The sequence below is a fragment of the Achromobacter sp. Root83 genome (assembly GCF_001428845.1).
GTDB lineage: Bacteria > Pseudomonadota > Gammaproteobacteria > Burkholderiales > Burkholderiaceae_B > Achromobacter.
In genome coordinates this window covers 986,190-1,012,695 of the sequence record NZ_LMIU01000001.1, presented here as the reverse complement: position 1 = coordinate 1,012,695, position 26,506 = coordinate 986,190, and the positions used below count along the sequence as shown (strand labels likewise).

General features: G+C 66.8%; 26 protein-coding genes. 11 read left to right on the top strand and 15 right to left on the bottom strand.

The features are described from left to right. Window positions 1-4: 4 nt before the first annotated feature. On the top strand, window positions 5-988 hold the full coding sequence (locus ASE30_RS04580) for an ABC transporter substrate-binding protein (protein ID WP_057283038.1): 984 nt from the start codon (window positions 5-7) through the stop codon (window positions 986-988). Between the two features lie 30 nt (window positions 989-1,018). On the opposite strand, the gene ASE30_RS04575 is transcribed toward ASE30_RS04580, so the two are convergent. Further along, window positions 1,019-1,696 (bottom strand): ABC transporter ATP-binding protein, encoded by a 678-nt coding sequence (locus ASE30_RS04575; protein WP_057283037.1) that lies wholly within the window; start codon window positions 1,694-1,696, stop codon window positions 1,019-1,021. On the opposite strand from ASE30_RS04575, the gene ASE30_RS04570 reads away from it, so the two are divergent. Then, window positions 1,695-2,342: an arylesterase gene (locus ASE30_RS04570; protein ID WP_057283036.1), complete on the top strand. Its 648-nt coding sequence runs from the start codon at window positions 1,695-1,697 to the stop codon at window positions 2,340-2,342. The two genes, ASE30_RS04575 and ASE30_RS04570, sit on opposite strands and share 2 nt — an antisense overlap. A gap of 11 nt (window positions 2,343-2,353) precedes the next feature. On the opposite strand, the gene ASE30_RS04565 is transcribed toward ASE30_RS04570, so the two are convergent. Further along, window positions 2,354-4,318, bottom strand: coding sequence for a SurA N-terminal domain-containing protein (locus ASE30_RS04565; RefSeq protein WP_057283035.1), 1,965 nt, complete (start codon window positions 4,316-4,318; stop codon window positions 2,354-2,356). Window positions 4,319-4,667: 349 nt separating this feature from the next. On the opposite strand from ASE30_RS04565, the gene ASE30_RS04560 reads away from it, so the two are divergent. The 3 genes from ASE30_RS04560 (at window position 4,668) to ASE30_RS04550 (ending at window position 7,726) form a co-directional block, all read left to right on the top strand. Then, window positions 4,668-5,960: a M20/M25/M40 family metallo-hydrolase gene (locus ASE30_RS04560; RefSeq protein WP_057283034.1), complete on the top strand. Its 1,293-nt coding sequence runs from the start codon at window positions 4,668-4,670 to the stop codon at window positions 5,958-5,960. Between the two features lie 113 nt (window positions 5,961-6,073). Continuing rightward, window positions 6,074-6,823 carry a glycerophosphodiester phosphodiesterase gene (ugpQ, locus tag ASE30_RS04555; RefSeq protein WP_057283033.1) on the top strand — a complete coding sequence of 250 codons (750 nt, stop codon included), beginning with the start codon at window positions 6,074-6,076 and terminating at the stop codon, window positions 6,821-6,823. Between the two features lie 12 nt (window positions 6,824-6,835). Next, window positions 6,836-7,726, top strand: coding sequence for a 23S rRNA (adenine(2030)-N(6))-methyltransferase RlmJ (locus tag ASE30_RS04550; protein WP_057283032.1), 891 nt, complete (start codon window positions 6,836-6,838; stop codon window positions 7,724-7,726). 68 nt (window positions 7,727-7,794) lie between these two features. Here the strand turns inward: ASE30_RS04550 and ASE30_RS04545 are convergent, their stop codons facing one another. The 3 genes from ASE30_RS04545 to ASE30_RS04535 all read right to left on the bottom strand — a co-directional run bounded on the left by ASE30_RS04545 (window position 7,795) and on the right by ASE30_RS04535 (window position 10,562). Then, complete coding sequence (locus ASE30_RS04545; RefSeq protein WP_057283031.1) at window positions 7,795-9,225, bottom strand: dihydrolipoyl dehydrogenase; 1,431 nt, start codon at window positions 9,223-9,225, stop codon at window positions 7,795-7,797. 239 nt (window positions 9,226-9,464) lie between these two features. Continuing rightward, the gene (locus ASE30_RS04540) at window positions 9,465-10,193 is read right to left on the bottom strand and encodes a glutathione peroxidase (protein ID WP_057283030.1); all 729 of its coding nucleotides are present in this window, start codon (window positions 10,191-10,193) and stop codon (window positions 9,465-9,467) included. 168 nt (window positions 10,194-10,361) lie between these two features. Further along, window positions 10,362-10,562 (bottom strand): heavy-metal-associated domain-containing protein, encoded by a 201-nt coding sequence (locus ASE30_RS04535; RefSeq protein ID WP_057283029.1) that lies wholly within the window; start codon window positions 10,560-10,562, stop codon window positions 10,362-10,364. 163 nt (window positions 10,563-10,725) lie between these two features. Here ASE30_RS04535 and ASE30_RS04530 point away from each other — a divergent pair, with 163 nt between their 5' ends. Both ASE30_RS04530 and cueR read left to right on the top strand, forming a co-directional pair. Next, window positions 10,726-13,008 carry a heavy metal translocating P-type ATPase gene (locus tag ASE30_RS04530; protein WP_057283028.1) on the top strand — a complete coding sequence of 761 codons (2,283 nt, stop codon included), beginning with the start codon at window positions 10,726-10,728 and terminating at the stop codon, window positions 13,006-13,008. Between the two features lie 25 nt (window positions 13,009-13,033). Continuing rightward, window positions 13,034-13,426, top strand: coding sequence for a Cu(I)-responsive transcriptional regulator (cueR, locus tag ASE30_RS04525; RefSeq protein WP_057283027.1), 393 nt, complete (start codon window positions 13,034-13,036; stop codon window positions 13,424-13,426). Between the two features lie 25 nt (window positions 13,427-13,451). Here cueR and rlmD read toward each other — a convergent pair whose 3' ends face one another. The 7 genes from rlmD to surE form a co-directional block, all read right to left on the bottom strand. Further along, window positions 13,452-14,945, bottom strand: a complete 1,494-nt coding sequence (rlmD, locus tag ASE30_RS04520; RefSeq protein ID WP_057283026.1) for a 23S rRNA (uracil(1939)-C(5))-methyltransferase RlmD — start codon at window positions 14,943-14,945, stop codon at window positions 13,452-13,454. Between the two features lie 163 nt (window positions 14,946-15,108). Further along, the gene (locus ASE30_RS04515) at window positions 15,109-15,861 is read right to left on the bottom strand and encodes a TorF family putative porin (protein WP_057283025.1); all 753 of its coding nucleotides are present in this window, start codon (window positions 15,859-15,861) and stop codon (window positions 15,109-15,111) included. Between the two features lie 466 nt (window positions 15,862-16,327). After that, a complete protein-coding gene (locus ASE30_RS04510; protein WP_057283024.1) occupies window positions 16,328-16,954 on the bottom strand; it encodes a hypothetical protein in 627 nt (208 codons plus the stop codon). A gap of 190 nt (window positions 16,955-17,144) precedes the next feature. Beyond that, window positions 17,145-17,924, bottom strand: a complete 780-nt coding sequence (locus ASE30_RS04505) for a 3'-5' exonuclease (RefSeq protein WP_057283023.1) — start codon at window positions 17,922-17,924, stop codon at window positions 17,145-17,147. Then, window positions 17,921-18,781 carry a peptidoglycan DD-metalloendopeptidase family protein gene (locus ASE30_RS04500; protein WP_057283022.1) on the bottom strand — a complete coding sequence of 287 codons (861 nt, stop codon included), beginning with the start codon at window positions 18,779-18,781 and terminating at the stop codon, window positions 17,921-17,923. The genes ASE30_RS04505 and ASE30_RS04500 overlap by 4 nt, the downstream gene beginning before the upstream one ends. Before the next feature lie 16 nt (window positions 18,782-18,797). After that, complete coding sequence (locus tag ASE30_RS04495) at window positions 18,798-19,622, bottom strand: protein-L-isoaspartate(D-aspartate) O-methyltransferase (RefSeq protein ID WP_057283021.1); 825 nt, start codon at window positions 19,620-19,622, stop codon at window positions 18,798-18,800. After that, entirely contained in the window at window positions 19,607-20,365 is a 759-nt protein-coding gene (surE, locus tag ASE30_RS04490; protein WP_057283020.1) for a 5'/3'-nucleotidase SurE, read from the bottom strand. The genes ASE30_RS04495 and surE overlap by 16 nt, the downstream gene beginning before the upstream one ends. A gap of 180 nt (window positions 20,366-20,545) precedes the next feature. Here surE and plsY point away from each other — a divergent pair, with 180 nt between their 5' ends. Beyond that, window positions 20,546-21,187: a glycerol-3-phosphate 1-O-acyltransferase PlsY gene (gene plsY, locus ASE30_RS04485; protein WP_057283019.1), complete on the top strand. Its 642-nt coding sequence runs from the start codon at window positions 20,546-20,548 to the stop codon at window positions 21,185-21,187. Window positions 21,188-21,223: 36 nt separating this feature from the next. Here the strand turns inward: plsY and tsaD are convergent, their stop codons facing one another. Continuing rightward, complete coding sequence (gene tsaD, locus ASE30_RS04480) at window positions 21,224-22,255, bottom strand: tRNA (adenosine(37)-N6)-threonylcarbamoyltransferase complex transferase subunit TsaD (RefSeq protein ID WP_057283018.1); 1,032 nt, start codon at window positions 22,253-22,255, stop codon at window positions 21,224-21,226. A 110-nt stretch (window positions 22,256-22,365) separates the two neighbouring features. Between tsaD and ASE30_RS04475 the strand changes: the two genes are divergently transcribed. Then, complete coding sequence (locus ASE30_RS04475) at window positions 22,366-23,658, top strand: NCS2 family permease (RefSeq protein WP_057283017.1); 1,293 nt, start codon at window positions 22,366-22,368, stop codon at window positions 23,656-23,658. Between the two features lie 61 nt (window positions 23,659-23,719). Here the strand turns inward: ASE30_RS04475 and ASE30_RS04470 are convergent, their stop codons facing one another. Next, entirely contained in the window at window positions 23,720-24,073 is a 354-nt protein-coding gene (locus ASE30_RS04470) for a VOC family protein (protein ID WP_057283016.1), read from the bottom strand. Between the two features lie 213 nt (window positions 24,074-24,286). Between ASE30_RS04470 and ASE30_RS04465 the strand changes: the two genes are divergently transcribed. Together ASE30_RS04465 and ASE30_RS04460 are read left to right on the top strand one after the other, a co-directional pair. After that, complete coding sequence (locus ASE30_RS04465; RefSeq protein WP_057283015.1) at window positions 24,287-25,309, top strand: LLM class flavin-dependent oxidoreductase; 1,023 nt, start codon at window positions 24,287-24,289, stop codon at window positions 25,307-25,309. A gap of 172 nt (window positions 25,310-25,481) precedes the next feature. After that, window positions 25,482-25,856: a co-chaperone YbbN gene (locus ASE30_RS04460; protein ID WP_057283014.1), complete on the top strand. Its 375-nt coding sequence runs from the start codon at window positions 25,482-25,484 to the stop codon at window positions 25,854-25,856. A gap of 61 nt (window positions 25,857-25,917) precedes the next feature. On the opposite strand, the gene ASE30_RS04455 is transcribed toward ASE30_RS04460, so the two are convergent. Further along, entirely contained in the window at window positions 25,918-26,505 is a 588-nt protein-coding gene (locus tag ASE30_RS04455) for a YigZ family protein (RefSeq protein ID WP_057283271.1), read from the bottom strand. Between the last annotated feature and the right edge of the window lies 1 nt (window position 26,506).

Below are 26,506 nucleotides of genomic sequence, written 5' to 3'. Positions count from 1 at the left end.
ACCCATGCAACTCAAGCACCTTCTTCAGTACAGCGTCCTGGCCGCGGCCCTGGCAACGGGCGCCGCCCACGCGCAGAACGTCGTGCTCTATTCGTCCAACAACACGGAAACCATCGAGACCGCGCTGGAAGCCGTGAAGCAGAAGTCGCCCAAGCTCAATGTGCAGCCGGTGACCGGCGGCACGGGCACCATGATGAAGCGCATCGAGGCTGAATCGCAGAACCCGCGCGGCGACCTGTTCTGGAGCGGCGGCTTCGGCACGCTGGGCGCCTACCGCCAGCACCTGCAGCCCTACCGCCCCGCCGACCTGGACAAGATCCCGGCCGAATTCCGCGGCCCCGACGACCTGTGGGTCGGCACCAACGTGCATGTCATGGTGATGATGGTCAACGAGCGCCAGCTCAAGGGCCTGCCCGCGCCGGCCACCTGGTCCGACCTGATGCAACCGCAATGGAAGAACAAGTTCGCCATCACCGATCCTTCCAAGAGCGGCACGGCCTACATGCTGGTGTACGGCCTGTACAAGCAGTTCGGCCAGGAGGGCCTGGACAAGATCGCGGCCAACGCCGTCATCACGGCGTCGTCGGGCACCACTTACAAGGGCGTGGCGGCGGGCGAGTACGCCGTGGGCATGACGCTGGAATACGCCGCGCAGGAATACGTGGCCGGCGGCCAAAAGGAAATCAAGCTGGTGTACCCGTCCGAAGGCAGCTATCTTGCGCCCGAGGGCATGTTCATCATCAAGGGCGCCAAGAACATGGACGCCGCCAAGGCCCTGTACGACGGCCTTCTGAGCAAGGAGTCCCAAGAAGCCCAGCTCGTGAAGAACTTCCGCCGCCCCACCCGCACGGACGTGGCCGTCGCCAGCCTGACCACGCTGCCGGATCTGAAGACCATCAAGATCTTCCCGGTCAGCCAGGAAGCCGCCGCCACCGACTACGAGGCGGTGGTCACGGCCTGGAACCAGGCCGTCGCGAAGTCCAAGTAAGGCCGCGCACGGCGCGGGCCGGCCGGGGCCTCAGTTGTCCTGGACCATCCGGCCCGCGGCCAGCACCAGTTGGCGCCCGCAGCGGGCAGCCAGTTGCGGATCGTGGGTCACCAGCACCAGGGTGGTGCCGTGCTCGCGATGCAGGTCGAACATCAGGTCGATGACCGTCACGCCCGTGGCGGCATCCAGGCTGCCGGTGGGCTCATCGGCGAACAGCAGGTCGGGTTGCACCACGAAAGCCCGGGCCAGCGATACGCGCTGCTGCTCTCCCCCCGACAGGGTGCGCGGATAGTGATGCAGGCGTGCCCCCAGCCCCACCCGCTCGAGCATGGCCTGCGAGGCCTCGCGGGCAGCCAGCCCCGCCAGTTCCAGCGGCAGCATCACGTTTTCCAGGGCCGTCAGGTTAGGCAGCAGTTGAAACGACTGGAACACGAAACCCACATGGTTGGCGCGCAGGCGCGCGCGGCCGTCTTCGTCCAGCGCGAACAGGTCCTGGCCGGCGAGGTGTACGCTACCCATGCTGGGAACGTCCAGGCCGGCCAGCAGTCCCAGCAAGGTGGACTTGCCGGAACCCGAGCTTCCCGTGATAGCCACGGCGCTGCCCGCAGCGACCGTAAAATCAATGCCTTCCAGGATAGACAGCGTCCCGCCGGCATCGGCCACCCGCTTGCCCAGCCCCTTCACCACGATTGAATTATTGCTATCCATGCGCCTATTTTCCCGTCTGCTTCTTATGTCCGCCCTGGCGGCCGCCATCGTGGCGCCCGCCCACGCTCAGACCGCCGCCGCGGCGCAGGGTTCCTCGCCGCGCACCGTGCTGGTGGTTGGCGACAGCCTGTCCGCTGAATATGGCATCAAGCGTGGCACCGGCTGGGTGCCTTTGATGTCCGCAAGAGTTTCTGAACAATACCCGAAGTTCCAGGTCGTCAACGCCAGCATCAGCGGCGACACGACCAGCGGCGGCGTCGCCCGGCTGCCGGCCCTGCTGCGCCAGCACACGCCTGCCGTGGTGGTGCTGGAACTGGGTTCCAATGACGCGCTGCGGGGCCTGCCGCTCAACATGACCGAACAGAACCTGCGCACCATGGCGCAGGCCGCCCGCAAGGCGGATGCCGACGTGTTGATCGTGGGCATGCAGATTCCGCCCAACTATGGCCGGGACTACGCCCAGCGCTTCGCCCAGGTGTTTCCCACGGTCGCCAAAGACGAAAACGCCCGGCTCGTGCCCTTCCTGATGGAAGGCATTGCAACGAACCGGGCGATGTTCCAGGCTGACGGCATCCATCCGAACGAGGATGCCCAGCCTCGATTGCTGGACAACGTGTGGCCGACGCTGCGGCCGCTGTTGAACTAGGACCGGACTGATCAGCCCGCGGACTGCGGCTGTTCGCCGCGGATCACGTCCGCGGCGCCGGGCAGCACCTTGACCTTGTATTCCTCGCGCAGCATGCGGATCATGGCCTCGTTTTCGGCCTGGCCCCAGGCGCCCGACAACTGCTGCGCCAGGCGTTCGCGGTCGGCGGCTTCGATCTTGCCGGCCTCGACCTTTTCCAGGCGCACCAGGGTGTAGTCCACGCCCGACTGCACGCCGGCATAGGCCGGCAGCGGGGTCGAAGGCAGACGCATCACGGCGTCCAGCACCGGGCGCGGCAGGTCCTTGGGATCCTGGCGAGACACCGTCACGGCGGGGGCAAAGCCCTCGGGCTGCGCGGCGGGATTGGCCTTGTCGGCAGCCAGCGCGGCTTCGCCGGCCTTCTTGGCGGCTTCGGCCGAACGCTCGTCCAGCAGTCTGGCGCGGATCGAATCGCTGACCTTGTCCAGCGGCGGCACATGGGCGGGTTCCACGGCGGCGACGCGCACGGCCAGCATCGTGTCGGGCGACAGTTCGATCACGCCCGAGTTCTGCTTTTCACGCAGTACGTCGGGCGAGAACAGCACCTGGCGCACGCGCGGGTTGTCCAGCAGCGCGGCGTCCGGGCTGTCGGCGGCCGAACCCGGGCCCGCCTTATCGGCGGGCAGCAGGCCTTCGCGGGTCACGCCGGAGGCGGTGCGCAGCTTCAGGCCAACGGCGTCGGCGGCCGGCTGCAGGCTGTCTCGCTGGTCATAGACCTGCTTGTTCAACTGGCTGGCCATTTCCGAAAAATGGACGGCCGCCAACTGCTTGCGGACTTCGGCGGTGATCTGGTCCTTGACCTCGGCCAGCGGCTTGATGGCCGCCGGATGGATCTCGGTGACCTTCACGATGTGCAGGCCGAACGGGCTTTCGACGACGCCGGACACCTGGCCCTGGGCCAGGCCGAAGACGGCCTTGTCCAGCGGACCGGGCTGAGCGCCGGGCGCCAGCCAGCCCAGGTCGCCGCCCTTGGCGGCCGAGCCTGCGTCCTGCGAGTTCTTGCCCGCCAGCTCCGCGAACTTGGCGGGATCGGCGGCGGCCTGCTTGGCCAGATCCTCGGCCTTGGCGCGGGCGGCCTTGCGGGCGTCTTCCGACGCGCCGGGCGCCAGTTCGATCAGGATGTGGCTGGCGCGGCGGCGTTCGGGCTGGCCGAAGCGGCTCTTGTTCTGTTCGTAGTACGAAGCCAGGTCCTCGTCCTTGACCTGGATGCCTTGCGTCGCGGCGGCTTCATCCAGCACCAGGTATTGCACCTGGACCTGTTCCGGGATCTGCAACTGCTGCTTGTTGGCGTCGTACCAAGCCTGGATGTCGGCCGGTGCGACGCTGACCTGCGAGCGGTAGTCGGCTGCGGCGTAGCGGCGCAGTTGAATCGTGCGCGACTGCGTCAGCGCCGTTTCCAGGGCGGACACGACTTCAGCGGGCGCGCGGGCCGACTGGCCGACGGGTTCGAGCACACGGGCCACCGCCAGGTCGCGGCGCAGGCCGGCCTCGAACGAGGTGGGCGACATGCCCTGGGCGGCCAGCACCTGGCGATAGCGCTCAGGCGAGAAACGGCCATTGTCCTGGACTTCCGGAATGGCGGCGATGGTGTTGCGCAGCGTCTCGTCGGACACCGAGAACCGGTTGTCCACGGCCACGTTGGCCAAGAGGCGCTGGTTGATGAGCTGGTTCAGCAGGCCTTCGCGCAGCGCGGGCGTGTCGATCACGGCCGGGTCGAACTGCGCGCCCATGCGCTGGCGGAACTGCTCGAGCTGGTTGCGGTGCGCCTGATCAAACTCGGCGCGTGAAATCGGCTGGCCAGCGACCGTCGCCAACTCGGGCTCCTGACGCATGAAGCTGTCATAGCCTTGAATTCCGACCAGGAAGAAGGACGGCACAATCAGAAGCAGCAGGATGAGCTGCATCCAGCGCCGATGGCTGCGAATAAATTCGAACATGGAATCCCTGTTGCCGCGCTCCGGGGTATCCACCCGAAGCCGCACGAAAACGCATAAAAAAAGGCGAACTCGATTCGCCCTATTCCCATACCGGTTATACCGGATCAGCGGGCGGATTTTAGCATTTCTCATTCATGACGGAGCGTCGGATTCTCCAGCCCGTCATCCGGGGCCGCGCCAGCCTGCCCCGCCGCACGGACGCCCACGGGCGTCAACCCGGGAAATCACCATTTCCGCCCCCTTCATCCCCCCGTATCGTGGCTCTCGGGGTAAGCCCGCGGCTGGCGCGGTGCCCCCGGGGCCGGCCGACCGTCGGCGCCTCATCCCCCACGCATAAAGGTAACCATCGATGCCGCTCACATCCCCCCGCCTGCATGTCCTCGGAACCTGCCTTGCCCTGGCCTTCCTGGGCGGCGCGACCGCCGCGCTGGCCGCGCCCGTGGCCGCCGTGCACGATGCGGCCAAGGGCCAGCAGCAGGCCATGCTGGACACCATGCGCGACCTGGTCAATATCGAATCGGGCAGCAAGGACGTCGAAGGCGTGGAGCGCATCGCCGACCTGATCCGCGACCGCCTCAAGGCGCTGGGCGGGACCGTCGAGATCATCGCGCCCACGGATGTGTTCCGGCTGGACGACACGCCCGAGAAGGTCGGGCCGATGGTCCACGCCGAGTTCAAGGGCGGCGGCACCCGGAAAATCATGCTGATTGCCCACATGGACACCGTCTACCGCAACGGCATGCTGAAAGACCAGCCCTTTCGCGTGGACGGCGACAAGGCCTATGGGCTGGGCATCGCGGACGACAAGCATGGCGTGGCGACCATCATCCACACCCTGGCCCTGCTGAAGAATCTGGGCTTCGCCGACTACGGCACCCTCACGGTGCTGATCAACGGCGACGAGGAGATCAGTTCGCCCGGGGCGCGCAGCACCATCACCCGCCTGGGCGCCGATCAGGACGCCATCTTCTCGTTCGAAGGCGGCGGCGTCGAACCCCGCCTGACCCTGGCCACCAGCGGCATCGGCGCGGCTTACCTGACCGTGCAGGGCAAGACCTCGCACGCTGGCGCGCGCCCGGAGGGCGGCGTCAATGCGCTCTATGAGCTGTCCCACCAGCTCCTGCAGCTCGACAAGCTGTCCAAGCCGGACGACGGCCTGAAGCTGAACTGGACCGTCGCCCAGGCCGGCACGAACCGCAACGTCATCCCTGGCCAAGCTACCGCCCAGGCCGACGCCCGCGCCCTGCGGGTGTCCGATTTCGACGCCTTGTCGCGCACGCTGGCTGAGCGCATACAGAAGAAGCTGTTGCCGGACTCCAAGGTCAGCGTCAAATTCGAGGTCCGCCGCCCGCCGCTCGAAGCCACCGAAGCCTCGCGCAAGCTGGCCCAGCATGGCGTGCGGATCTACCAGGAACTCGACCTTCCCATGAAGGTCGTGGACCGCGCCAGCGGCGGCGGCACCGACGCCGCCTTCGCCGCGCTGAAAGCCCGCGGCCCCGTCATCGAAGGCATGGGCCTGAGCGGCTTCGGCGCCCACTCCAACGACGCCGAGTACATCCAGATCAACAGCATCGTGCCCCGGCTGTACCTGGCGACAAGAATGATCATGGACGTGTCGCAGGACAAGGCGCCCCTGAAATAAGGGCCGCGGCGCGCCTCTGCCCGGGGGCTGGGGCGCGCCCGGGCGGCCGGGCGCCCGCCAAGAACAGGGTATCCTTGCAACCTGTCTCAAAAGAACCCGAAAGCAACACCGAAATGACCGCAAAACTGCCGTCCTGGCCCTATTCCCGTTACATCGCGCATCGCGGCGGCGGCCGTCTGGCCCCAGAGAACACCCTGGCCGCCATGCGCGTCGGCGCCGAGCACGGCTTCACGATGTTCGAGTACGACGTGAAGCTCAGCAGCGACGGCGTGCTGGTGCTGATGCACGACGACGACGTGGAGCGCACCTCCAATGGCCGGGGCCCCGCCGCGGCCAAGACCTACGCCGAACTCGCGCAACTGGACTTCGGCGGCTGGCATTCCGCCGCCTATGCCGGCGAGCCCCTGCCCACCTTCGCCGCGGTCGCCCGCTACACGGTGGCCAACGGCATCGCCAGCAATGTCGAAATCAAGCCCTGCCCGGGGCGTGAAGCCGAGACCGGCCGAGCCGTGGCGCTGGCCGCGCAGGCACTGTGGAACGGCGCGAGCCCCCCGCCGCTGCTGTCTTCGTTCGCCGAGGAAGCCCTGCAGGCCGCGCGGGATGCCGCGCCCGAGCTGCCCCGCGCCCTGCTGGTCGAAAAAGTGCCGGCCGATTGGCAAGAACGCCTGGTCAAGCATGGCTGCGTGGCCCTGAACATCAACCAGAAAGACGCTACCCGCGAACTGATCGACGCCGTGCATGCCGCGGGCTACCGGATCGCGGCCTGGACCGTCAATGACCCGGAACGCGCCCGTTTGTTGCTCGACTGGGGCATCGACGGCATATTCACCGACGAGCTGGCCGCGATCCGGCCCGCCGCCTGAGGCAGAACGAACGTGTTCAGTTACCGCCACGCCTTTCACGCCGGCAACCATGCCGACGTGCTCAAGCACGCCATCCTGGTCCACACCCTGGACTACTTCAACAAGAAAGACGCGCCCTACTGGGTCGTCGATACGCACGCCGGCGCCGGCCTCTACAGCCTGGACAGCGACTGGGCGGCCAAGACCTCGGAATTCGCGGACGGCATCGGCCGTCTGTGGGAAGCCAAGGACCTGCCGCCGATCCTGGCCGATTACGTCGCCCGCATCCGCGACTACAACACCAATGGCCGCCTGAAGCGCTACCCCGGTTCGCCGTGGCTGGCGCTGGACGCGATGCGCCCGTCCGACCGCCTGCGCCTGTTCGAGATGCACCCGACCGAGATCGACACGCTGGTCGGCAACCTGGAACACCAGGGCCGCGCCGCCCAGCGCCAGACGACCATCTACGGTGACGACGGCTTCGAAGGCGTCAAGGCGCTGCTGCCGCCGCCGACGCGCCGAGGCATGGTGCTGATCGACCCGTCGTACGAAGACAAGCACGACTACCGCCGTACCCTGCTCACCGTGAAAGAGTGCATCAAGCGCTTCGCCACGGGCACCTACGCGATCTGGTATCCGCTGGTGCAACGCCGCGAGGCCAGTGAAATGGCCCGCCATTTCGAGAACCTGAAGGTCAAGAGCTGGCTGCACGCCACCCTGACCGTCAAGAAGTCCACCATCGACGGCTACGGACTGCACGGCAGCGGCATGTTCCTCATCAACCCGCCGTGGACGCTGCACGACGCCCTGAAGCAGGCCATGCCCTATCTGGCGCGCGAACTCGGGCAGGACGAGCGGGCCGGATTCACGCTGCAGTACCGCGAGAACCCCTTCCCCGTCGCCAAGAAGCACGCCGACGAATAGCGCGCGGCCTGCCGTCGCCACGAAAAAAAGGCCGCGCGTTGCGCGGCCTTTTTGCGTGCCTCGGGCAATTACACCGTTTCGGCGGCGGACTGGCGCAAGGCTTCCCGCGCCAGGACCAGTTTGGAGGCCGCATCGCGCAAGGCGGTGCGAACGCCTTCTTCGATCACGGGGTGATAGAACGGCATTTCCAGCATGCGCGCCACGGTCAGCTCCTGCTGCACGGCCCAGGCCAGCAGGTGGCCGATGTGTTCGGCGCTGGGGCCGACCATTTCCGCGCCCAGGAAGCGGCCCGTCTCGATATCCGCGTACACGTGCAGCATGCCCCGGTTCTTCAGCATGACGCGCGAACGCCCCTGATCGCTGAAATCGACGCTGCCCGTCACGAAGGTGCCCGGGATCAGGCGGCCGTAACCCGCTCCCGCCAGGGCGATCTGCGGATCCGAGAACACCACGGCCAGGGGCGCGCGGCGCAGGCCTTGGCGCACCTCTGGGAAGCGCGCCGCGTTCTCGCCGGCGATGCGGCCTTCATCGGCGGCTTCATGCAGCAGGGGCGCATCGGCATTCGCGTCGCCCGCGATGAAGATCGGCGAATTCCCCGCCTGCATTGTCTCGCGGTTGAATACCGGGACCCCGTGGGCGTTGAGCTCGAGCGAGGTGTTTTCCAGGCCCAGCCCGTCCACATTGGGACGCCGCCCGGTGGCCACCAACGCGTAGTCGAAGCGTTCGGTGCGCTCGCTGTTGTCCAGCGTCACGTAACGCACTTCCACTTCGTCGCCGACACGCGAGGTTTCCAGCACGCGGGCGTCCGGATCCAGATAGAACTCGCGCTGGAAGATCTTGCGCGCCGTCTGCCGCACGTGTGGATCGCTGATGCCGCCCAGGCTGCCGCTGACGCCGAACACGCGCACCTCGACGCCCAGCCGCGACAGCGCCTGGCCCAGCTCCAGCCCGATCACGCCGGGCCCGAACACCGCCACGCGGCCAGGCAGATCGTCCCAGGCGAACACGTCATCGTTCACGACCAGGCGATCGCCCAACGCGCGGAACGGCGGCGGCACGGACGGACGCGAACCCGTCGCGATCACCACCCGGGACGCGTGGACCTCGGTATGCTCATCGACGCGCAGCACCGTGTCCGACACGAAGCGCGCATTGCCGCGCAGCTTGTCTTCCGCGGGGATGTTTTCCACGCCTTCCAGGACGAAGCCGACAAAGCGGTCGCGCTCGCGCTTGACGCGGTCCATGACCTCGCCGCCGTCGATAGAGATTTCTCCGCCCACGTGGACGCCGAATGCCTCGGTATGGGCGGCGTTGTGCGCGGCTTCGGCGGCCGCGATCAGCAGCTTGGAGGGCATGCAGCCCACCCGGGCGCAGGTCGTGCCATAAGCGCCGCCCTCGATGAGGAGCGCGCGCTTGCCCGCGGCCTTGGCAGCGCGATAGGCGGCCAGGCCGGCGGTGCCGGCGCCGATGACGGCAATATCGGTATGCAGAGTTTTCATGACTGGGTATCCCCCGGTGTAGCGTGAAGCAAGGATTCAAAGGCGAGTTCCGCCTTGTTGCGCATCCTCTGGACGAACGCCGTCCCGCGCCGCCGGTTCCGGGGCGCAAGGCAGTGCGGTAAGGGTGCGGAAGAAGGGAAACTCGTGCGGGCGGAAAAGGCGCGGCCCCCAGGGCCGCGCGCCCGGCCGGCCGGACGGACGGGAACCAGGTCCCTGTCCGGCTGCCGGGCTACGTCCGCTTAGGCGAAGTACGCCTTCAGGTCTTCCAGGCCGCCCACCAGGGCGCCATTGATGAACACCTGGGGTGCCGTGCCCTTGCCGGACACCGCGCCGATCACGCGGCCGCGGACCTTGTTTTCCAGCGGGATTTCGATCGCGGCGTAGCCCTTGCTGTCGAGCAGCGCCTTGGCTTCCACGCAGAACGGGCAGCCCGGCTTGGAGAACACGACCACCTGGTCGGGCTTCTTGGCCGTCGGCGCGATGTGAGCCAGCATGGTGTCGGCGTCCGACACTTCGAACGGGTCGCCTTCCTTTTCCGGTTCGATGAACATCTTCTGCACCACGCCGTCCTTGACCAGCATGGAATAACGCCAGCTACGCTTGCCAAAGCCCAGGTCGCTCTTGTCGACCAGCATGCCCATGCCTTCGGTGAAGGCGCCATTGCCGTCCGGGAGCAGCGTGATGTTGGCCGATTCCTGGTCCTTGGCCCATTCGTTCATGACGAAGGTGTCGTTGACCGACAGGCAGACGATGCTGTCCACGCCGGCGTCGAAGAACGCGGAGGCCAGTTCGTTGTAGCGCGGCAGGTGGGTCGACGAGCAGGTCGGCGTGAAAGCGCCGGGAAGCGAAAAGACTACGACCGTCTTGTTCTTGAACAGGTCGTCGGTCGAAACCTTTTTCCACGTGTTGTCCTCACGGACGGGGAACGTAACGTTGGGAACACGTTGGCCTTCGCGGTTTTGCAGCATTCAGATCTCTCCTTGGGTAGCGGGGTTTGTTTAACCACCATGGAAAGAATCATAAATCTTAACTATCAAACAATCCAATTTAATTAATTCAATTGATCGATAGCTTTAAGTAATTACCAAATTGCTTGTTACAGGCTGGGTCTATCATAGCCCAGCCCGCCTGGCGCCCTAGACGCGCGACGGCTCGTAGCCGGCCTCGCGAATGGCGGCCTCGATCTTCTCGCCCTGGTCCGTGCCGGTCACCGATACGCGATGCGTGGGCAGATCGACGGTCACGGTGGCGCCCGGGGCGGCCTGGTTGACGGCGCCGGTGATGGTCTTGACGCAATGTCCGCAGGTCATGTCGGGCACTTGGAATTCGATGCTCATGTGTTGCTCCAGAGGTTTCAAGGGGGGTGGCGGCTAGTGCATTCATCCACCGTGCAAGCAGGTTAAACCTTCCCATCATGTCAAGGTCAAGCGTAGAATGGGCCTTGACCTTCCCATGATGGTAAGGATGAAACTGCGTACTCCTATCCAGAAAGAGACTGCCATGAGCGTTGCCCGCCCATCCTCATTTTCCGAGTTGGAACTCGCCATTGAAGGCATGACCTGCGCATCTTGCGTCAAGCGCGTGGAAAAAGCCTTGACCAATGTGCCCGGTGTTGCGCAAGCGCAAGTAAACCTGGCCACCGAGCGCGCCTTGGTGTCTTTCGACCCGGCCGCCGCGCAGCCGCAGGCCCTGGTCGCCGCCGTCGGCAAGATGGGTTACGAAGCCCGCCCGATCGCCGACCAGGACGACCATGCCCAGCGCCAATCGCAGGCGCGCGATGCCGAGGCGCATCGGCTGCAGGGCGCGTTCATCGCGGCGCTGATACTGACGCTGCCCGTGTTCGCCCTGGAAATGGGTTCGCACCTGATTCCGGCCATGCACCACTGGGTGCTGGACACCATAGGCCAGCAAAACAGCTGGCTGCTGCAGTTCGTGCTGACCACCGCCGTGCTGGTCTGGCCCGGCCGGCAGTTCTTCACCAAGGGGCTGACCGCGCTGTGGCGCCGCGCGCCCGAAATGAATTCCCTGGTGGCGCTGGGCGCCGGGGCGGCCTGGGGCTATTCCGTGGTGGCGACGTTCGCGCCCGCCTTCCTCCCGGAAGCCGCCCGCAACGTCTACTTTGAAGCGGCCGCCGTGATCGTCACGCTGATCCTGCTGGGACGCACGCTGGAAGCGCGCGCCAAGGGCAAGACCGGCGCGGCCATCAAGCGCCTGATCGGCCTGCAGCCGCGCACCGCGCGGGTCATGCGCGACGGCCAGGCGCAGGACGTCGAGATCGAACAGGTGCGCCGCGGCGATATCGTGGTCGTGCGCCCCGGTGAAAAAATCCCGCTCGACGGCGACATCATCGAAGGCACCTCCTATGTCGACGAATCCATGCTCACCGGCGAGCCCGTGCCCGTCGAAAAAAGCCCCGGCATGCAGGCGACCGGCGGCACGCTGAACACGTCCGGCAGTTTCACCTTGCGCGTCACGCACACCGGCGCGGACACCATGCTGGCCCGCATCATCCGCATGGTCGAGGCAGCCCAGGGCGCGCGCCTGCCGATCCAGGCGCTGGTGGATCAGGTCACGGCCTGGTTCGTGCCGGCCGTCATGGCGGCCGCCCTGCTCACCTTCCTGGCCTGGTTCTTCCTGGGCCCGTCGCCCGCGCTGTCGCATGCGCTGGTCAACGCGGTTGCCGTGCTGATCATCGCCTGCCCCTGCGCCATGGGCCTGGCCACGCCCACGTCGATCATGGTGGGCACCGGGCGCGCCGCTGAAATGGGTGTGCTGTTCCGCCAGGGCGACGCCCTGCAGACGCTGCGCGACGTCGACGTCGTGGCCTTCGACAAGACCGGCACGCTGACCCTGGGCAAGCCCACGCTGACCGAACTGGAGCCGGCCGACGGCCACGACGCCACGCAGGTGCTGCAATGGGTGGCGTCGGTACAGGCGCGCTCCGAGCATCCCATCGCGCTGGCCATCGTGGCCGCGGCCGCGGAACGCAAGCTGGAACTGTTGCCCGCGGAAGGCTTCGCGGCCATCACGGGCGCCGGCGTCGAGGCCTCGGTGGCGGGCAGGAAGGTGCTGGCGGGCGCCGCGCGCCTGATGGCCGAGCGCGGCGTGGACGTCGCCGCATTCGGCGCCCGCGCCACCGATTGGGGCAACGAAGGCAAAACGCCCATCTATGTGGCCATCGACGGCCAGGCTGCCGCCATGATGGCAGTGACGGACCCGGTCAAGCCGTCCGCCGCGTCCGCCATCGCCGCGCTGCACGCGCAGGGACTGAAGACAGCCATGATCACCGGCGACAACCGCTACACCGCGCAAGCCGTCGCCCGTCGGCTCGGTATCGACGAGGTGCGCGCGGAAGTGCTGCCCGACGGCAAGGTGCAGGCCATCGGCATGCTGCGCGAAGGCGGGCGCAAGGTGGCCTTCGTGGGCGACGGCATCAATGACGCGCCCGCGCTGGCCGCGGCGGACACCGGCATCGCCATCGGCACGGGCACCGACGTGGCCATCGAGGCGGCCTCCGTCGTGCTGATGGCTGACGACTTGCACGGCGTGCCCAATGCCATCGCGCTGAGCCGCGCCACGCTGGCCAACATCCGCCAGAACCTGTTCTGGGCGTTCGCGTACAACGCGGCGCTGATTCCGCTTGCGGCAGGCGCCTTGTATCCGGCCTTCGGCCTGTCGCTGTCGCCGATCTTCGCCGCGGGCGCCATGGCCTTGTCCAGCGTCTTCGTGCTGGGCAACGCCTTGCGCCTGAAGGCGTTCCGCCCGCGCGCCGCGCAGGCCTGAAACCATCGGACCCAGGAGCCACTAGATGAATATCGGACAAGCCGCGAAGGCATCCGGCATCTCCGCCAAGATGATCCGCTACTACGAGAGCATCGGCCTGATCGGGCCGGCGGTGCGCACGGATTCGGGCTACCGCGTCTACAGCGAACACGACCTGCACACGCTGCGCTTTGTGCGCCGCGCGCGCGACCTGGGCTTTTCGGTGGAGCAGATGAACGAGCTGCTGGCGCTATGGCGGGACCGCAGCCGCGCCAGCGCGGACGTCAAGCGCATTGCGCTGGAGCACGTGCAGGAACTGGAGCGCAAGGCCGAGGCCCTGCACGACATGGCTGCGACGCTCAAACATCTGGCGCAGCATTGCCAAGGCGACAACAGGCCCGACTGCCCCATCCTGGAAAGCCTGGGCCGTTCGCAATAAGGCGAATCGGCCCGGGCGCCGGGAACTATTGCTGGGCTTCGGCTTCCGCGGCCACGCGGGCCAGGTAAGCATCGGTGGCCGCCTGCTTGGCAGCCGCCTTCTCGGCGGCAGCGGCCAGCTTGGCCTCTTCGGCCGCCACCGCATCCGCGGCCGCCTGGATGGCGCGTTGACGGGCTCGCTCCTTGACTTCAAGCACGCCCGCCGCGTCCAGCGTTTCGAACACGGCGATGGATTCGACGTGGCCCGTATGCGGGAACATGTTGATCACGCCCGCGCTCTTGAGCAGGTAGCCGCCCTCGTGGACCAGGATCGCGGCGTCGCGTGCCAGCGTGGCCGGATTACAGGACACGTAGACGATGCGGCGCGGACGCTCTTCATGCGCCAGTTCCGCCAGCGCCTGCGACACCGCGTGGGCGCCTTCGCGCGGCGGGTCGATCAGCATGCGGTCGAAATAACCCAGGCTGCGCAGCCAGTGGGCGTCCACCTCGAACAGGTTCAAGGTTGCAAAGCTGGTGCGGTCTCCCAGGCCGTGACGCGACGCGGCGTCGTAGGCGCGGTCGGTCAGCGCCTTGCTGCCTTCGACGCCCACGGCTTCGCGGCCCTGCGTGGCCAGCGGCAACGTGAAGTTGCCCAGGCCGCAGAACAGGTCGGCCACGCGGTCGGTCGGCTGCACTTCCAGCAATTTCAGGGCGCGCGAGACCATCGCGCGGTTGATGGCGTGATTGACCTGCGTGAAATCGGTGGGACGATACGGCATGCGCAGGCCGAATTCCGGCATGGTGTAGGACAGCGCGTCGTTGTGCTCAGGCTCCAGTGCGTGCACCGTGTCGGGCCCTTTGGCCTGCAGCCACCATTGCACGTTGTGGCGCGCGGCGAAGGCGCGCAGGATGGCGATGTCGCCATCGGTCAAAGGCAGCAGATGGCGCAGCACCAGCGCCGTCACGCCGTCGCCCAGCGAGACCTCGATCTGCGGCATGCGGTCCGGCGCCGACATGGAACCGATCATCTCGCGCAGCGGCAGCAGCAGATCGCTGACGTGGCGGGGCAGCACATGGCATTCGCGCATGTCGGCCACGAAGCTGCTCTTGCGCTCATGGAAGCCCACCAGCACGCCGCCCTTCTTCGGCACGACGCGCACCGACAGGCGCGCGCGGTAGCGGTAGCCCCAGGTCGGGCCCTGCAAGGGAGCCAGCACGCGCGCGGGGCGCAGCTTGCCGACGTGCCAGAAGGTATCTTCCAGCGAGCGCTGCTTGATGGCCACCTGCGTGCTGGGCTCGAGGTGCTGCATGGCACAGCCGCCACAGACGCCGAAGTGCGGGCAGCGCGGCACGACGCGCTGCGACGAGGGACGCAGCACCTCGTCCACGCGGGCGGTCTCGTAGGACGGCTTGCGGCGCAACGTCACGGCGGTGACCCGTTCGCCCGGCAAGGCGCCTTCCACGAACACGACTTTCCCGTCGCGGCGGGCGATCCCCCTGGCTTCCAGATCCAGGGACTCGATATTCAAAACGTCAGACATCTCACGCAGTCCAGAATTACACGCAACCCGGCATTGTAGAAGGACAGCGGCCAATCCCGGAAATCCTGTTTGATGGGGCCGGAGCGCGTGCAACAACCGCCCCAACGGGCGGCATCCGGAAAACCTCGAAAGGCCGGCGCGGTTCGGCGCGCCGGCCCGGTGGTCAGAACGAACGGGCTACCGAGAAGACCGCGCCGATACGGCCCGAGGGATGCCCGTACTTGGTGGGCAGCCAGTTGTCCTTGGTGGCGCCGACCGCCGCCAGCCCCAGGATCCAGCCCTTCAGGTCCTTGGTCACGCCGACCTTGTAGTCGACGTAGTGGCCGATCGAATCGCCGTCCATGTTGGTCTGGTTCTTGAGCTTCTGGTAGCCCAGGTGGCCCAACAGGCCCCACCCGTCGCCCAGGTCGAACGTGGCCGTGCCGTCCAGGTACCACGTGCCCTTGCTGTCGGGCGTGCTGAAGAAGTCGCTGGGCGTGTACGAATACTTGAGGCTGTAGTTGCCGTAGGACGCGCCCAGATAGATGTCGGTGTTGTTGTAGTTACCGCCCTTGGGGGAACTGGAACCGGGGTAGTAGTAATGCAGCACGCCCGCATCCAGCGCGAAGCCGCCGCCGACGTCGCCCTTCCAGCCGCCGTAGAAGTCCATCTCCAGGTTGCCGTCGGTGAACACGAAGCTGGAGACGTTGGAGTTCCAGTTGCCCAGATAGAAGCCGGAGCTGTGGGTCAGGTCAAAGCCCAGTTGCGCGGCGGGACGGAAATCGGTCTGGGAATAGCCGCGAAAGCGATAGTCGCTGACGATGGTTGCGTTACCGCTCAGCGAAAAACCGCCTCCCAGATCGGTGGGTTCGGCCTGCGCCGTCGCGGCGAAACAAGCGGCAAGCGCAAATGGCAAGGCTAGCAACGTCTTCTTCATGGTGCGGAGTCCTGATCGGATTTACAAGGAAGCGGACGGCCCGGGGCGCATCCAACTGGCCGGCTTGGCAGCGCTGGGTCAGCACCGGCTCCCCATCCATCAAGCAATGTCCGTGCCAGGTTCCGATCACGCCTCACAAGACGCGCGGCGCACGGTTTCCCGGCGGGAACGGCCCGCCGGCGCCCCGCTTTGGCGCGAACTGACGGCGCTATGCGCCAAAATGGGGCGCGCGCACCCAAAGCGTTCCTACCGCGCGCGGGCGAAAGCGGCGGCCCAAATAAAGCCCCGGTACGCACGAGGCGTCCGGGGCTGGTGGGGGTGGCCTGAATTGCTGGCCTGAATTGCTGGCCTGAATTGCTGGCCTGAATTGCTGGCAGGAATTACCGGCCTGAGTTACTGGCCTGAGCTACTGGCCTGAGCTACTGGCCTGAGCTACTGGCCTGAGCTACTGGCCAGCAGTACCGGCTTAGTTAGCCTTGGGCGGAGGCGGCGGCACGTCGCCGGCGGCGGGCGGAGGGGGAGGCATGCCGCCCCTGCCCTTGCCATGACGGCCTTCCATCTTGGCGTGGCGCTCCGCCATCTTGGCTTCGCGATCCTTGACGATCTTGGTCACCTGGCCGCGCTGGGTTTCGTTGAGGCTGTCCCAGACGGCCAGCCATTGGTCGCGGACCTGCTTGGCCTGCGGACCGAACTGGTCACGCGATTTTTCCGACTGCTCCATCAGCGCGCGCGGATCCAGCTTGCCGCTGTCCAGTTGCGCTTTCAGCAGGTCATGGCGCTTGCCGCCGGACGCGCGCATCGCTTCGTGCAGGCTGCGCTGGCCGTCCTGCGCGGTCTTGAACAAGGCTTCCTGCTTGGCGTCGAGCTTCAGTTCGGCGATTTGGGACTTGGACACGGGGCCCAGGCCGGGAATGAGCAGGCCGTCGCGCATGCCTTTGTGGAAGCCGCCGCCGCGGTGGCCTTCGTGCATGGCGGCCGGGCCGCCGTCGCCGGAAGGAGGAGGAGCAGCCATAGCGGTGCCGGCCGCGAAACCGCTCGTCGCGGCGACAATAGCAAGGGCGGCCAAATTGGAGCGGATAGCGAATCGGGACATGAAGGTCTCCTGAAAGTGAAGAAAGCGAGGCCATTGTGCGGTCGCGCCGGTTTCATCCAGGTTTCGTGCTTGGCGTCCATGTTTCAGTCGATTGCTTGGCCCCAGACGCGGGAACGGGGCCGATCAGGCCCCGTCCGTCCGTGCTTGGCGGGGCATGGCCCCGTCGCATTCGCCGCCTTGCGTACGCCCGTCAGCCCGCGTCCCAGGCCGTCAGGTATTCCTTCCAGTGCGGCGCGTCACTGGCGCTGAGCGTATCGCGCACCAGCGCGATTTCAGCGTCGTAGGAAGTGCGGTCCAGTTCGCCGCGCAGGAAGCGGAAGCGGCAATACACCAGCCAGGTGTTGACCACGTCGGTTTCGCAATACGCGCGCACCTCGTCGGCGCGGCCCTGGCTCCAGGCCTCCCAGACCTTACTGCCGTCCATGCCGAGCTTGCCCGGAAAGCCGCACAGCTTGGCCAGTTCGTCGAGCGGCGCGTTGGCGCGGCCGTTGTACTTGGCCAGCACGTCCATCAGGTCAAGATGGCGCGTGTGGTAGCGGGAGATGTAGTTGTTGAACTTGAAGTCGCGGTCTTCTTCGCCCATGTCCCAGTAGCGCGGCGCGGGCACCCCCTGGATCAGGCTGCGGTAATGCAGCACCGGCAGGTCGAATCCCGAGCCATTCCAGCTCACGATTTTTGGCGTGTAGCGTTCGATGGTCTTGAAGAAACCCGCCAGCAAGGCGGCTTCGGGATCGTCGGGCTGGCCCAGCGTCTTGACGCGAAAACCCTGGTCGTCGCGGAACACGCAACCCACCACCGCCACCTTGTGCAGGTGCAGCGGCAGGAAGTCATGGCCGACGGCCTCGCGGCGCGCCGCGAGGGCGCGCTCGACGACCTCCTGGTCGGGCACGTCGGCGCCCCAGCCGTTGAGCTTGCGCAGCCCGTCGGCGTCGGGGATGGTTTCGAGGTCGAATACCAGGGTGGGCGTCATTTGGGCGGCAGGTATTGCATCGGGTCGACGGGCGTGCCTTGGCGGCGGATCTCGAAGTGCAGGCGCGGCGACGTGGTGTCGCTTTGGCCGAGTTCGGCGATCTTGGCCCCGCGCTTGACCGTCTGGCCGGTCTTCACGAGCACGGCGCGGTTATGCGCGTAGGCGGTGATGAAACCGTTCTGGTGTTCGACGATGATCAGGTTGCCCAGTCCGCGCACGCCGTTGCCGCTGTACTTGACCAGGCCGTCGGCCGCGGCGGTGATCGGGTCGCCCAGCGCGCCGGAGATGTCGATGCCCTTGCTGCTGGCATTGAAGCCCTGCACGATCGGTCCGCCGGCCGGCCAGGCCCAGTTGATGACGCCCGCATCCGCCGCGCGCGTGGCGGGCTTGGTCTCTACCGGAACCGGAGGCGGCGTGGGCGTTGCGTCCGGCGACGGGGGTGGCGACGCCGAGGGATCGGGCTGGTCCAGCGGACGCGGCTGCGGCTTGGCGCTGGCGATCGGCGCGGTTTGCGCGCCGCCGCCCGAGCCGCCGGACATCTTCAGCACCTGCCCGACCGAAATCTGGTTGGGATCGGTGATGTTGTTCCAGCGCTTGATGTTCTCGATATCCACATTGTTCGCGCGAGCGATCTTGTAGAGCGTGTCGCCCGGCTTGACCACATAGCTTCCGCCGGACTGGGCCGACGACGCGGGTTGCCCGCCGGTCATGTCGACCACCGGGGCACGAGTACCTTTGGATGCGCAGCCCGCCAGGATGGCAAGGCTGAGGACCCCCACTGCGAAGAGCGGGCGGCGCAGACGCGTCTTGGACGCGCCCAAATTCATATCGGTCAGTTGCAACTGCCCGTTGAGCATACGTTTCTCCTGTCGCTCAAGATTGTATTCCGGACCGTAGCGGCACAAAGCGCACGGCCTCTAGTTCAGTACGTTTCCAGCTGGCCGCGCCCGTGCGTTCGATGAGAACGAGGCGCTGGTTCGAGCCCCCTTCGGGAGCGATAAGGCGTCCACCCGGCGCAAGCTGCGTAAGCAGCGCTTGCGGGATGGCCAGGCCAGCGGCAGCCACAACGATAGCATCGAAAGGCGCCACGCCGGGCAGCCCCAAGGTGCCGTCTCCATGGATCAGGCGGATCCTGGTGGTCAGCCGCAAGGCGCGCAGATGCTCGCGCGCCAGCTCATAGAGGCCACGGATGCGTTCGATGGTGTGGACATCGCGCACGAACTGCGCCAGCACCGCGGCCTGGTAGCCGCAGCCCGCGCCGACTTCGAGCACGCGCGTCGGCGTGCGGTCTTCGCAGGCCGCCGCGATCATGCGCGCCACGACCCAAGGCTGGGAGATGGTCTGTGAATGACCGATGGGCAGCGCGGCGTCTTCATAGGCGCGGCTGGCCAGCGCCTCGTCGACGAAGAGATGGCGCGGCACGATGGACATGGCGTTCAGCACGCGTTCGTCGGTGATGCCCTGCGCGCGCAGGCGCTGCACCATGGCCTGGCGCAGGCGTTCGGAATTCAAGCCCAGGTTGCCGCCGGACGCGGGCGCGGGCGCCTGGGCCTGGCGTTGCAAGGTGGCCGCGGACACGCGCGTGTTGCTGTTGGCGGGCGTGACGCCCGGGCTCAGGCGGCCGGCGTCATGGCGGACCGCGCTGGAGCGGCCGGACGGCGCCTGCGACACGTCGGGCTGGCTTATGCGTTTGCGCATAGCGGCTCCGCCCAGGTACGGATTTCGTCGAGCTGGCTGTGCTGGGTCAAGTCCAGGCGCAGCGGCGTGACCGACACCGTGCCCTGCTCGACGGCGTGGAAGTCGGTGCCCGGCGTGGCGTCGGCGGCCAGGCCGACCGGCCCGATCCAATAGACCGTATCGCCATAGGGCGTGGTGGTGCGCACCACGGGCTGCGACGGATGCCGCTTGCCCAGCCGCGTGACCGCGAAGCCGTGCATGTCCTCGAAGCGGCGGCTCGGGATGTTGACGTTGAGCAGCACGGGCGCGGCCAGCGGCTGCGCCAGATGGCGCTCGACCACCAGGCGGGCGGCGCGTGCGGCCGAATCGATGTGTTCCCATCCCTTCTCGGCCAGCGAAAACGCGATGGCCGGTATGCCGAACAGATAGCCTTCGCTGGCGGCGGCGACGGTGCCCGAATAGAGGGTGTCGTCGCCCATGTTGGCGCCGTTGTTGATGCCGGACACCACCAGGTCGGGGCGCGTATCCATCAGGCCGGTCAGCGCCACGTGCACGCAGTCAGACGGTGTGCCGCTGACGGCGATGAAACCGTTGGAGGCGGTGCGCACCGACAGGGGGCGGTTCAGGGTAAGGGAATTGGATGCCCCGCTGTGGTTGGTCTCGGGCGCGACGACGGTGAGGTCGCCCAGGCCTTGCAGCGCAGCCACCAGGGCTTCGAGGCCAGGGGCGGAATAACCATCGTCGTTCGAAACCAGAATTCGCATTGTGCATCCGAAAGAAAATAAAACGCAGGTGGACGTTGCGGATTGTACCGTCCGCAGCCCCCTCCCGTCTGTCCGCCTGTCCGCTTTACGCCAGCAGCGCACACTCGATAACCCGAACCCGGTCCTGCCCCGGGCGCGGTAGAATCCGCAGCCATTACTACAACAACGGACTCCCTTTCCATGGCGATTACCGAACCCTCCCTGGTGTTCACCGCTGCGCTCGTCGTGCTGGCCTACCTGATCGGCTCCGTGCCGTTCGCCGTGGTGGTCAGCAAGCTCATGGGGCTGCAGGATCCGCGCAGCTACGGATCCAAGAATCCCGGCGCCACCAATGTGCTGCGCACCGGCAACAAGACGGCCGCCGCGCTGACGCTGCTGGGCGACGCGGCCAAGGGATGGTTCGCGATCTGGCTGGCCGAAAGACTGGCGCCGGGCATCGCCCCCGTGGCATTGGCGCTGGTGGCGCTGGCCGCCTTCGTGGGCCACTTGTACCCGGTGTTCCTGGGCTTCAAGGGCGGCAAGGGCGTGGCGACCGCGCTGGGCGTGCTGGTGGCGATCCAGCCCTGGCTGGCCGTCGCCACGGCCGCCACCTGGCTCATCATCGCCGTCTTTTTCCGCTATTCCTCGCTGGCCTCGCTGGTGGCGGCGTTCTTCGCCCCCGTGTATTACGTTTTCGGATCCGGCCTGGCATGGCATGCGCAGCCGCCCATGGCCGTGGCGCTGGCCGTCATCGGCGTGCTGCTGTTCTACCGCCATCGCGCCAACATCACGCGGCTGATCCAGGGCACGGAAAGCCGCATCGGCGGCGGCAAGAAAAAATAAACAAGAACAGCGGGCGGCCTGGCCGCCCGTTACGTTTCAGGCGATATCCGCCAGGTCCCAGCGCGGCTTGACCGTAAAGCTGTGCGCATCGGGATCCAGCGTTGCCAGACCCGCCTTGACCCGCTCCGCCGCCGCGAACGCGATCATGGCGCCGTTATCGGTGCACAAGGCCAGCGGCGGAAAGTAGGCGCGGGCCTTCAGCGGCTTGAGCGCCGCGTCCAGCTTGGCGCGCAGAAGCTGGTTCGCGCCCACGCCGCCGGCCACCACCAGCCGGCGCAAGCCGGTCTGTTTCAGCGCGCGGATGGCCTTCGCCGCCAGCACGTCCACGATGGCGCCCTGCGTGGCCGCGGCCAGATCCGCGCGAGTCTGGTCGTCCAGCCCGCCCGCCTGCTCCGCCGCCTTGACGCGGGTCAGCACAGCCGTCTTCAGGCCGCTGAAGCTGAAATCCAGGTCTTTGCTGTGCAGCATGGGCCGAGGCAACTCAAAACGCGAGGCGTCGCCGCTACCGGCCAGCTTGGCCAGCGCCGGGCCGCCCGGATAGCCCAGGCCCATCAGCTTGGCGGACTTGTCGAAGGCTTCGCCCGCGGCGTCGTCCAGCGTTTCGCCCAGCAGTTTGTAGCGCCCCACGCCGTCCACCCGCATCAATTGCGTGTGGCCGCCGGACACCAGCAAGGCGATGAAGGGAAAGTCGGGCCGCGGATCCGCCAGCATCGGCGACAGCAGATGCCCTTCCAGGTGGTGGATGCCGATGGCGGGCAGGCGCCGCGACCAGGCGAACGACTGCGCCACGCTTGCCCCTACCAGCAAAGCGCCCGCCAGGCCCGGGCCGGCCGTATAGGCCACGGCGCCGATGTCCGACATCTGCAGGCCAGCTTCTTCGAGCACCTGGCGGGTCAAGGGCACGACACGGCGGATATGGTCGCGCGAGGCGAGTTCGGGCACCACGCCCCCGTATTCCTGGTGCATGGCGATCTGGGTATGCAGCGCGTGCGCGAGCAGACCGCGTTCGGTACAGACGGCTGCGACACCGGTTTCGTCGCAGGAGCTTTCAAAGCCGAGAATAATCATGGCGGCAGAGTTTACAACTGATGCGAAAATACGCCTGTTTCTGAAATGCGGGGGCCGCCCGGCGCCCTCCCGCCACCACCTGCAAGCTTGCAAACACACTGGGGACCAGAATGCTGGAGAAGCTATTCAAGCTGCGTGAACACGGGACGTCCGCGCGAACGGAAGTCGTGGCTGGCCTGACGACATTCCTGACGATGTCGTACATCATCTTCGTCAATCCAGACATCCTGTCATCGACCGGCATGGACCGCGACGCCGTCTTCGTGGCCACCTGCCTGGCCGCCGCGCTGGGTTCCCTGGTGATGGCGCTGATCGCCAACTGGCCCATCGGCATGGCGCCCGGCATGGGCCTGAACGCATTCTTCGCATTCACGGTCGTCAAGACCATGGGCTACACCTGGGAGCAGGCGCTGGGCGCGGTGTTCATCTCGGGCGTGATCTTCCTGTTCCTGACGATCTCGGGCATCCGGGTGTGGCTGGTCAAGGGCATTCCGCATTCGCTGCGCAGCGCGATTGCAGCCGGCATCGGCCTGTTCCTTGCCATTATCGCGCTATCCAGCGCCGGCATCGTCGTCGCGCACCCCGCCACCAAGGTGACGCTGGGCAACCTGACGACCCACGGCCCGCTCTTCGCCATCCTGGGCTTCTTCATCATCGCGTCGCTGGACGCGCTGCGCGTGCGCGGCGCGATCCTGATCGGCATCATTGCCGTGACCGTGCTGTCCATGGCGCTGGGCTACAACGAATTCAAGGGCATTTTCTCGATGCCGCCCAGCCTGTCGCCCACGCTGTTCAAGCTGGACATCCTGGGCGCGCTGCACAGCGGTTTTGTTCACGTGATCCTGGTGTTCGTGCTGGTCGAAGTGTTCGACGCCACCGGCACGCTGGTGGGCGTGGCCAAGCGCGCCGGCCTGGTGCCCGAAGACCGGCCCAACCGCCTGGGCCGCGCGCTGTTCGCCGACAGCACCGCCATCGTCGCCGGCTCGATGCTGGGCACCAGCAGCACCACCGCCTATGTCGAAAGCGCCTCGGGCGTGCAGGCGGGCGGGCGCACGGGCATGACCGCGCTGGTCGTGGGCCTGCTGTTCCTGGCCGCGCTGTTCATCTCGCCGCTGGCCGGCGCCGTGCCTGCTTACGCCACCGCGCCCGCCCTGCTCTACGTGGCCGGCCTGATGATGCGCGAACTGATCGACATCGACTGGAACGACGTCTGCGAAGCGACGCCGGCCGCGCTGACCGCGCTGGTCATGCCTTTCACGTATTCGATCGCCAACGGCATCGCGTTCGGTTTCATCAGCTATGTGGTGCTGAAAACCGCCACGGGCAAGATCCGCGACGTCCACCCGGCCACGTGGCTGGTGGCCGTGCTGTTCGTCATCCGCTACGCGTTCTTCCCGGGATAGGCCGCCCGGCCCGCGGGCCGCGGCACCAAGCCGTCACGGCCTTCAGGCCGGGACGGCTTTTTCATTTGGCGGTCCACACCGCCAGTTCGTAGCCGTCGGGGTCGACGAAATGGAAGCGGCTGCCGCCGGGAAAGGAAAACACCTCGCGGCTGATCCGCCCGCCCGCCGCCGTCACACGCTGCTGGGTCGCGGCCAGATCGTCGCCGTACACAATCACGAGCGGCCCGCCGGGACGCACCTCCTCGCCCGTGGTGAAGCCGCCGGTCAGGCGGCCATCGGTGAATTCGCAGTAGGTGGGGCCGTAATCCGTGAACGTCCACCCGAAGACCTGGCCGTAGAACTGCTTGCTGCGCGCGATGTCCGCGACGTTGAATTCGATGTTGTCGATCTGGTTGTTGCGGCCCGGGGTGCCCATGCGCGTCTCCGTTGAAGTCGTGTTCGGTTCGTGTCCACTATTGCACGGATCGGAAAAATCAATCAACCCGCCCGAGCGCATGGTTGCTGGCTTGCGAGGTTGAATTCGCCGATACACTCCCCATGTATATCAGCATATGGAGTACGACTTGCGCCCTATCCGCCCGATCCCCGCCCTGCCCGCCTGTGGCGCCACGACACCGCAGGCGCACGCATGAGCGCCCTGGCCCGCATTCCCTTTTCCGTGTTGGACCTGGCCCCCATTGTGCAGGGCCGCGATGCCGCGGACGCCTTCCGCAATACGGTGGCCGTGGCCCAGCATGTGGAACAGTTAGGCTACAACCGCTTCTGGCTGGCCGAGCACCACAATATCAACGGCGTGGCCAGCAGCGCCACCGCCGTGCTGATCGGACACGTGGCCGGCCACACGAGCACCCTGCGCGTCGGGTCAGGCGGCGTCATGCTGCCCAACCACGCGCCGCTGATCATCGCCGAACAGTTCGGCACCCTTGAGACCCTGTACCCGGGCCGCATCGACCTGGGCCTGGGCCGCGCGCCCGGCAGCGACGGCGCTACCCAGCAGGCGCTGCGCCGCAGCCCCCGCAGCGGTCTGGAGTTTCCCGCGCTGGTCGAGGAACTGCGCGCCTACCTGGCGCCGCCCCGCCCCGGCCAGCCCGTGCGCGCCATTCCCGGTGAAGGCCTGGACGTCCCCATCTGGCTGCTGGGATCCAGCGATTTCAGTGCGCGGATGGCGGCCGAACTGGGCCTGCCGTTCTCGTTCGCCGGCCATTTTTCGCCCGAAGGCATGGCCGCGATGCGGCTTTACCGGCATCTCTTCAAGCCTTCCGCCACGCTGTCGCGCCCCTATTCCATGATAGGCGTGCCGGTCATCGCGGCGGAATCGGACGAGGCCGCCCGGTTCCAGGCCACGACGCAGCAATTGAAATTCCTGTCGCTGGTGCGCGGCAACCGGCTGCAGTTGCAGCCGCCCGTCCAAAGCATGGACGGCTTGTGGAACGAATGGGAACGCGAGGCGGTCAATCAAAGATTGGGCGCCTCCATCGTGGGCGGTCCGGACACGGTCAAGCGCGAACTCGAAGCGCTGGTCGCCGAAACCGAGGCCGACGAGGTCATGATCGTGTCCGACTTCTACGACATCGCGGACCGGCTGCGCTCCTTCGAGATCGTCGCGTCGCTGAAGAACGGCGCCGGCATTTCCACCGTAAACGCGGCCTGAGCCTGGCCGCCCGCGCTCTCCAGAGCGCCAACCATTGCGACGCAGCCTTGACCCGCACTACTATTGCTTATCAGGCTCCTGGCCATCACGCGTCGCCGCATCGGGTTCGGGGGAAGGCACCCCCGGGCCTCCGACACCGCTTTTTCAGCCGCCCCGACGGCAAGGATTCCATATGAGTATTGTTGAACTCACCAAAGACAGCTTCCAAGACGCCATCACGCCTGACGGCACCCTCATTGTCGATTTCTGGGCGCCCTGGTGCGGTCCGTGCCGCGGCTTCGCGCCCGTGTTCGAGCACGCTTCCTCCGAGCATCCCGACGTCACATTCGCCAAGGTGAATACCGACGTCGAACAGGAACTGGCGGGCGCGCTGGGCATCCGCTCGATCCCCACGCTGATGGTGTTCCGCGAAAAGGTCCTGTTGTTCTCGCAACCCGGCGCGCTCTCGGGCGGCCAGCTCAATGAGCTGCTTGCCAAGATCAAGGAAGTGGACATGAAGAAGGTCCACGAGGAAATCGCCGCGGCTCAAGACAGCCAGGACGCATAAACAAGCAAGGGGCCCGGAATCGGGCCCCTTTCTGTTGGGCGCGCGGAACAGGCCCGCCCCGCTACGACACCAGCTCCCAGGCCGACCGTCCGCGCGTGATGTTGGCCACGGTGTGTTCGAGTTCGCCGATCGCCGTGCGCGGCACCGTGAAGCAGAGCGCCACGCCTTCCTCATTGAAGTCTTCCTGCTGAATCGCCGCGCCCGCCTGCGCCAGGCGCGACTTCAGCAGCGCGAGCTCGGCGAATCCGCAGGCGCAGCGGATGGTCGCCAGATCCACGATGGGGGTCCGGTCGCCCAAGCGCAGGCAATTGGCCGCGCAACCGCCGTAGGCGCGCACCAGTCCGCCCGCGCCGAGCTTCACGCCCCCGTACCAGCGCACCACCAGCACGGCCACGCGGTCCATGTCCTGCCCTTCGATGGCTTGCAGGATCGGCCGGCCAGCGGTGCCGCCGGGTTCGCCGTCATCATTGAAGCGGTACTCCTGCCCGATGCGGTAGGCCCAGCAGTTGTGCGTGGCCTCGGGGTCTCCGCGCTCGGCGAAGAAACGCATGGCGTCGTCGACGGCGGATACCGGCGTGGCGTACGCGGCAAAGCGGCTTTTCTTGATGTCTTCCTGATACGAGCAGGGAGCGGTCAACGTGTGCGTCATG

Excerpts from the sequence above, each read along its gene's own strand:
- ASE30_RS04580 (WP_057283038.1), top strand. The coding sequence starts at position 5 with ATGCAACTCAAGCACCTTCTTCAGTACAGCGTCCTGGCCGCGGCCCTG.
- ASE30_RS04570 (WP_057283036.1), top strand. The coding sequence starts at position 1,695 with ATGCGCCTATTTTCCCGTCTGCTTCTTATGTCCGCCCTGGCGGCCGCC.
- ASE30_RS04575 (WP_057283037.1), bottom strand. The coding sequence starts at position 1,696 with ATGGATAGCAATAATTCAATCGTGGTGAAGGGGCTGGGCAAGCGGGTG.
- ASE30_RS04565 (WP_057283035.1), bottom strand. The coding sequence starts at position 4,318 with ATGTTCGAATTTATTCGCAGCCATCGGCGCTGGATGCAGCTCATCCTG.
- ASE30_RS04560 (WP_057283034.1), top strand. The coding sequence starts at position 4,668 with ATGCCGCTCACATCCCCCCGCCTGCATGTCCTCGGAACCTGCCTTGCC.
- ugpQ (WP_057283033.1), top strand. The coding sequence starts at position 6,074 with ATGACCGCAAAACTGCCGTCCTGGCCCTATTCCCGTTACATCGCGCAT.
- ASE30_RS04545 (WP_057283031.1), bottom strand. The coding sequence starts at position 9,225 with ATGAAAACTCTGCATACCGATATTGCCGTCATCGGCGCCGGCACCGCC.
- ASE30_RS04540 (WP_057283030.1), bottom strand. The coding sequence starts at position 10,193 with ATGCTGCAAAACCGCGAAGGCCAACGTGTTCCCAACGTTACGTTCCCC.
- ASE30_RS04535 (WP_057283029.1), bottom strand. The coding sequence starts at position 10,562 with ATGAGCATCGAATTCCAAGTGCCCGACATGACCTGCGGACATTGCGTC.
- ASE30_RS04530 (WP_057283028.1), top strand. The coding sequence starts at position 10,726 with ATGAGCGTTGCCCGCCCATCCTCATTTTCCGAGTTGGAACTCGCCATT.
- cueR (WP_057283027.1), top strand. The coding sequence starts at position 13,034 with ATGAATATCGGACAAGCCGCGAAGGCATCCGGCATCTCCGCCAAGATG.
- rlmD (WP_057283026.1), bottom strand. The coding sequence starts at position 14,945 with ATGTCTGACGTTTTGAATATCGAGTCCCTGGATCTGGAAGCCAGGGGG.
- ASE30_RS04515 (WP_057283025.1), bottom strand. The coding sequence starts at position 15,861 with ATGAAGAAGACGTTGCTAGCCTTGCCATTTGCGCTTGCCGCTTGTTTC.
- ASE30_RS04510 (WP_057283024.1), bottom strand. The coding sequence starts at position 16,954 with ATGTCCCGATTCGCTATCCGCTCCAATTTGGCCGCCCTTGCTATTGTC.
- ASE30_RS04505 (WP_057283023.1), bottom strand. The coding sequence starts at position 17,924 with ATGACGCCCACCCTGGTATTCGACCTCGAAACCATCCCCGACGCCGAC.
- ASE30_RS04500 (WP_057283022.1), bottom strand. The coding sequence starts at position 18,781 with ATGCTCAACGGGCAGTTGCAACTGACCGATATGAATTTGGGCGCGTCC.
- ASE30_RS04495 (WP_057283021.1), bottom strand. The coding sequence starts at position 19,622 with ATGCGCAAACGCATAAGCCAGCCCGACGTGTCGCAGGCGCCGTCCGGC.
- surE (WP_057283020.1), bottom strand. The coding sequence starts at position 20,365 with ATGCGAATTCTGGTTTCGAACGACGATGGTTATTCCGCCCCTGGCCTC.
- plsY (WP_057283019.1), top strand. The coding sequence starts at position 20,546 with ATGGCGATTACCGAACCCTCCCTGGTGTTCACCGCTGCGCTCGTCGTG.
- tsaD (WP_057283018.1), bottom strand. The coding sequence starts at position 22,255 with ATGATTATTCTCGGCTTTGAAAGCTCCTGCGACGAAACCGGTGTCGCA.
- ASE30_RS04475 (WP_057283017.1), top strand. The coding sequence starts at position 22,366 with ATGCTGGAGAAGCTATTCAAGCTGCGTGAACACGGGACGTCCGCGCGA.
- ASE30_RS04470 (WP_057283016.1), bottom strand. The coding sequence starts at position 24,073 with ATGGGCACCCCGGGCCGCAACAACCAGATCGACAACATCGAATTCAAC.
- ASE30_RS04465 (WP_057283015.1), top strand. The coding sequence starts at position 24,287 with ATGAGCGCCCTGGCCCGCATTCCCTTTTCCGTGTTGGACCTGGCCCCC.
- ASE30_RS04460 (WP_057283014.1), top strand. The coding sequence starts at position 25,482 with ATGAGTATTGTTGAACTCACCAAAGACAGCTTCCAAGACGCCATCACG.
- ASE30_RS04455 (WP_057283271.1), bottom strand. The coding sequence starts at position 26,505 with ATGACGCACACGTTGACCGCTCCCTGCTCGTATCAGGAAGACATCAAG.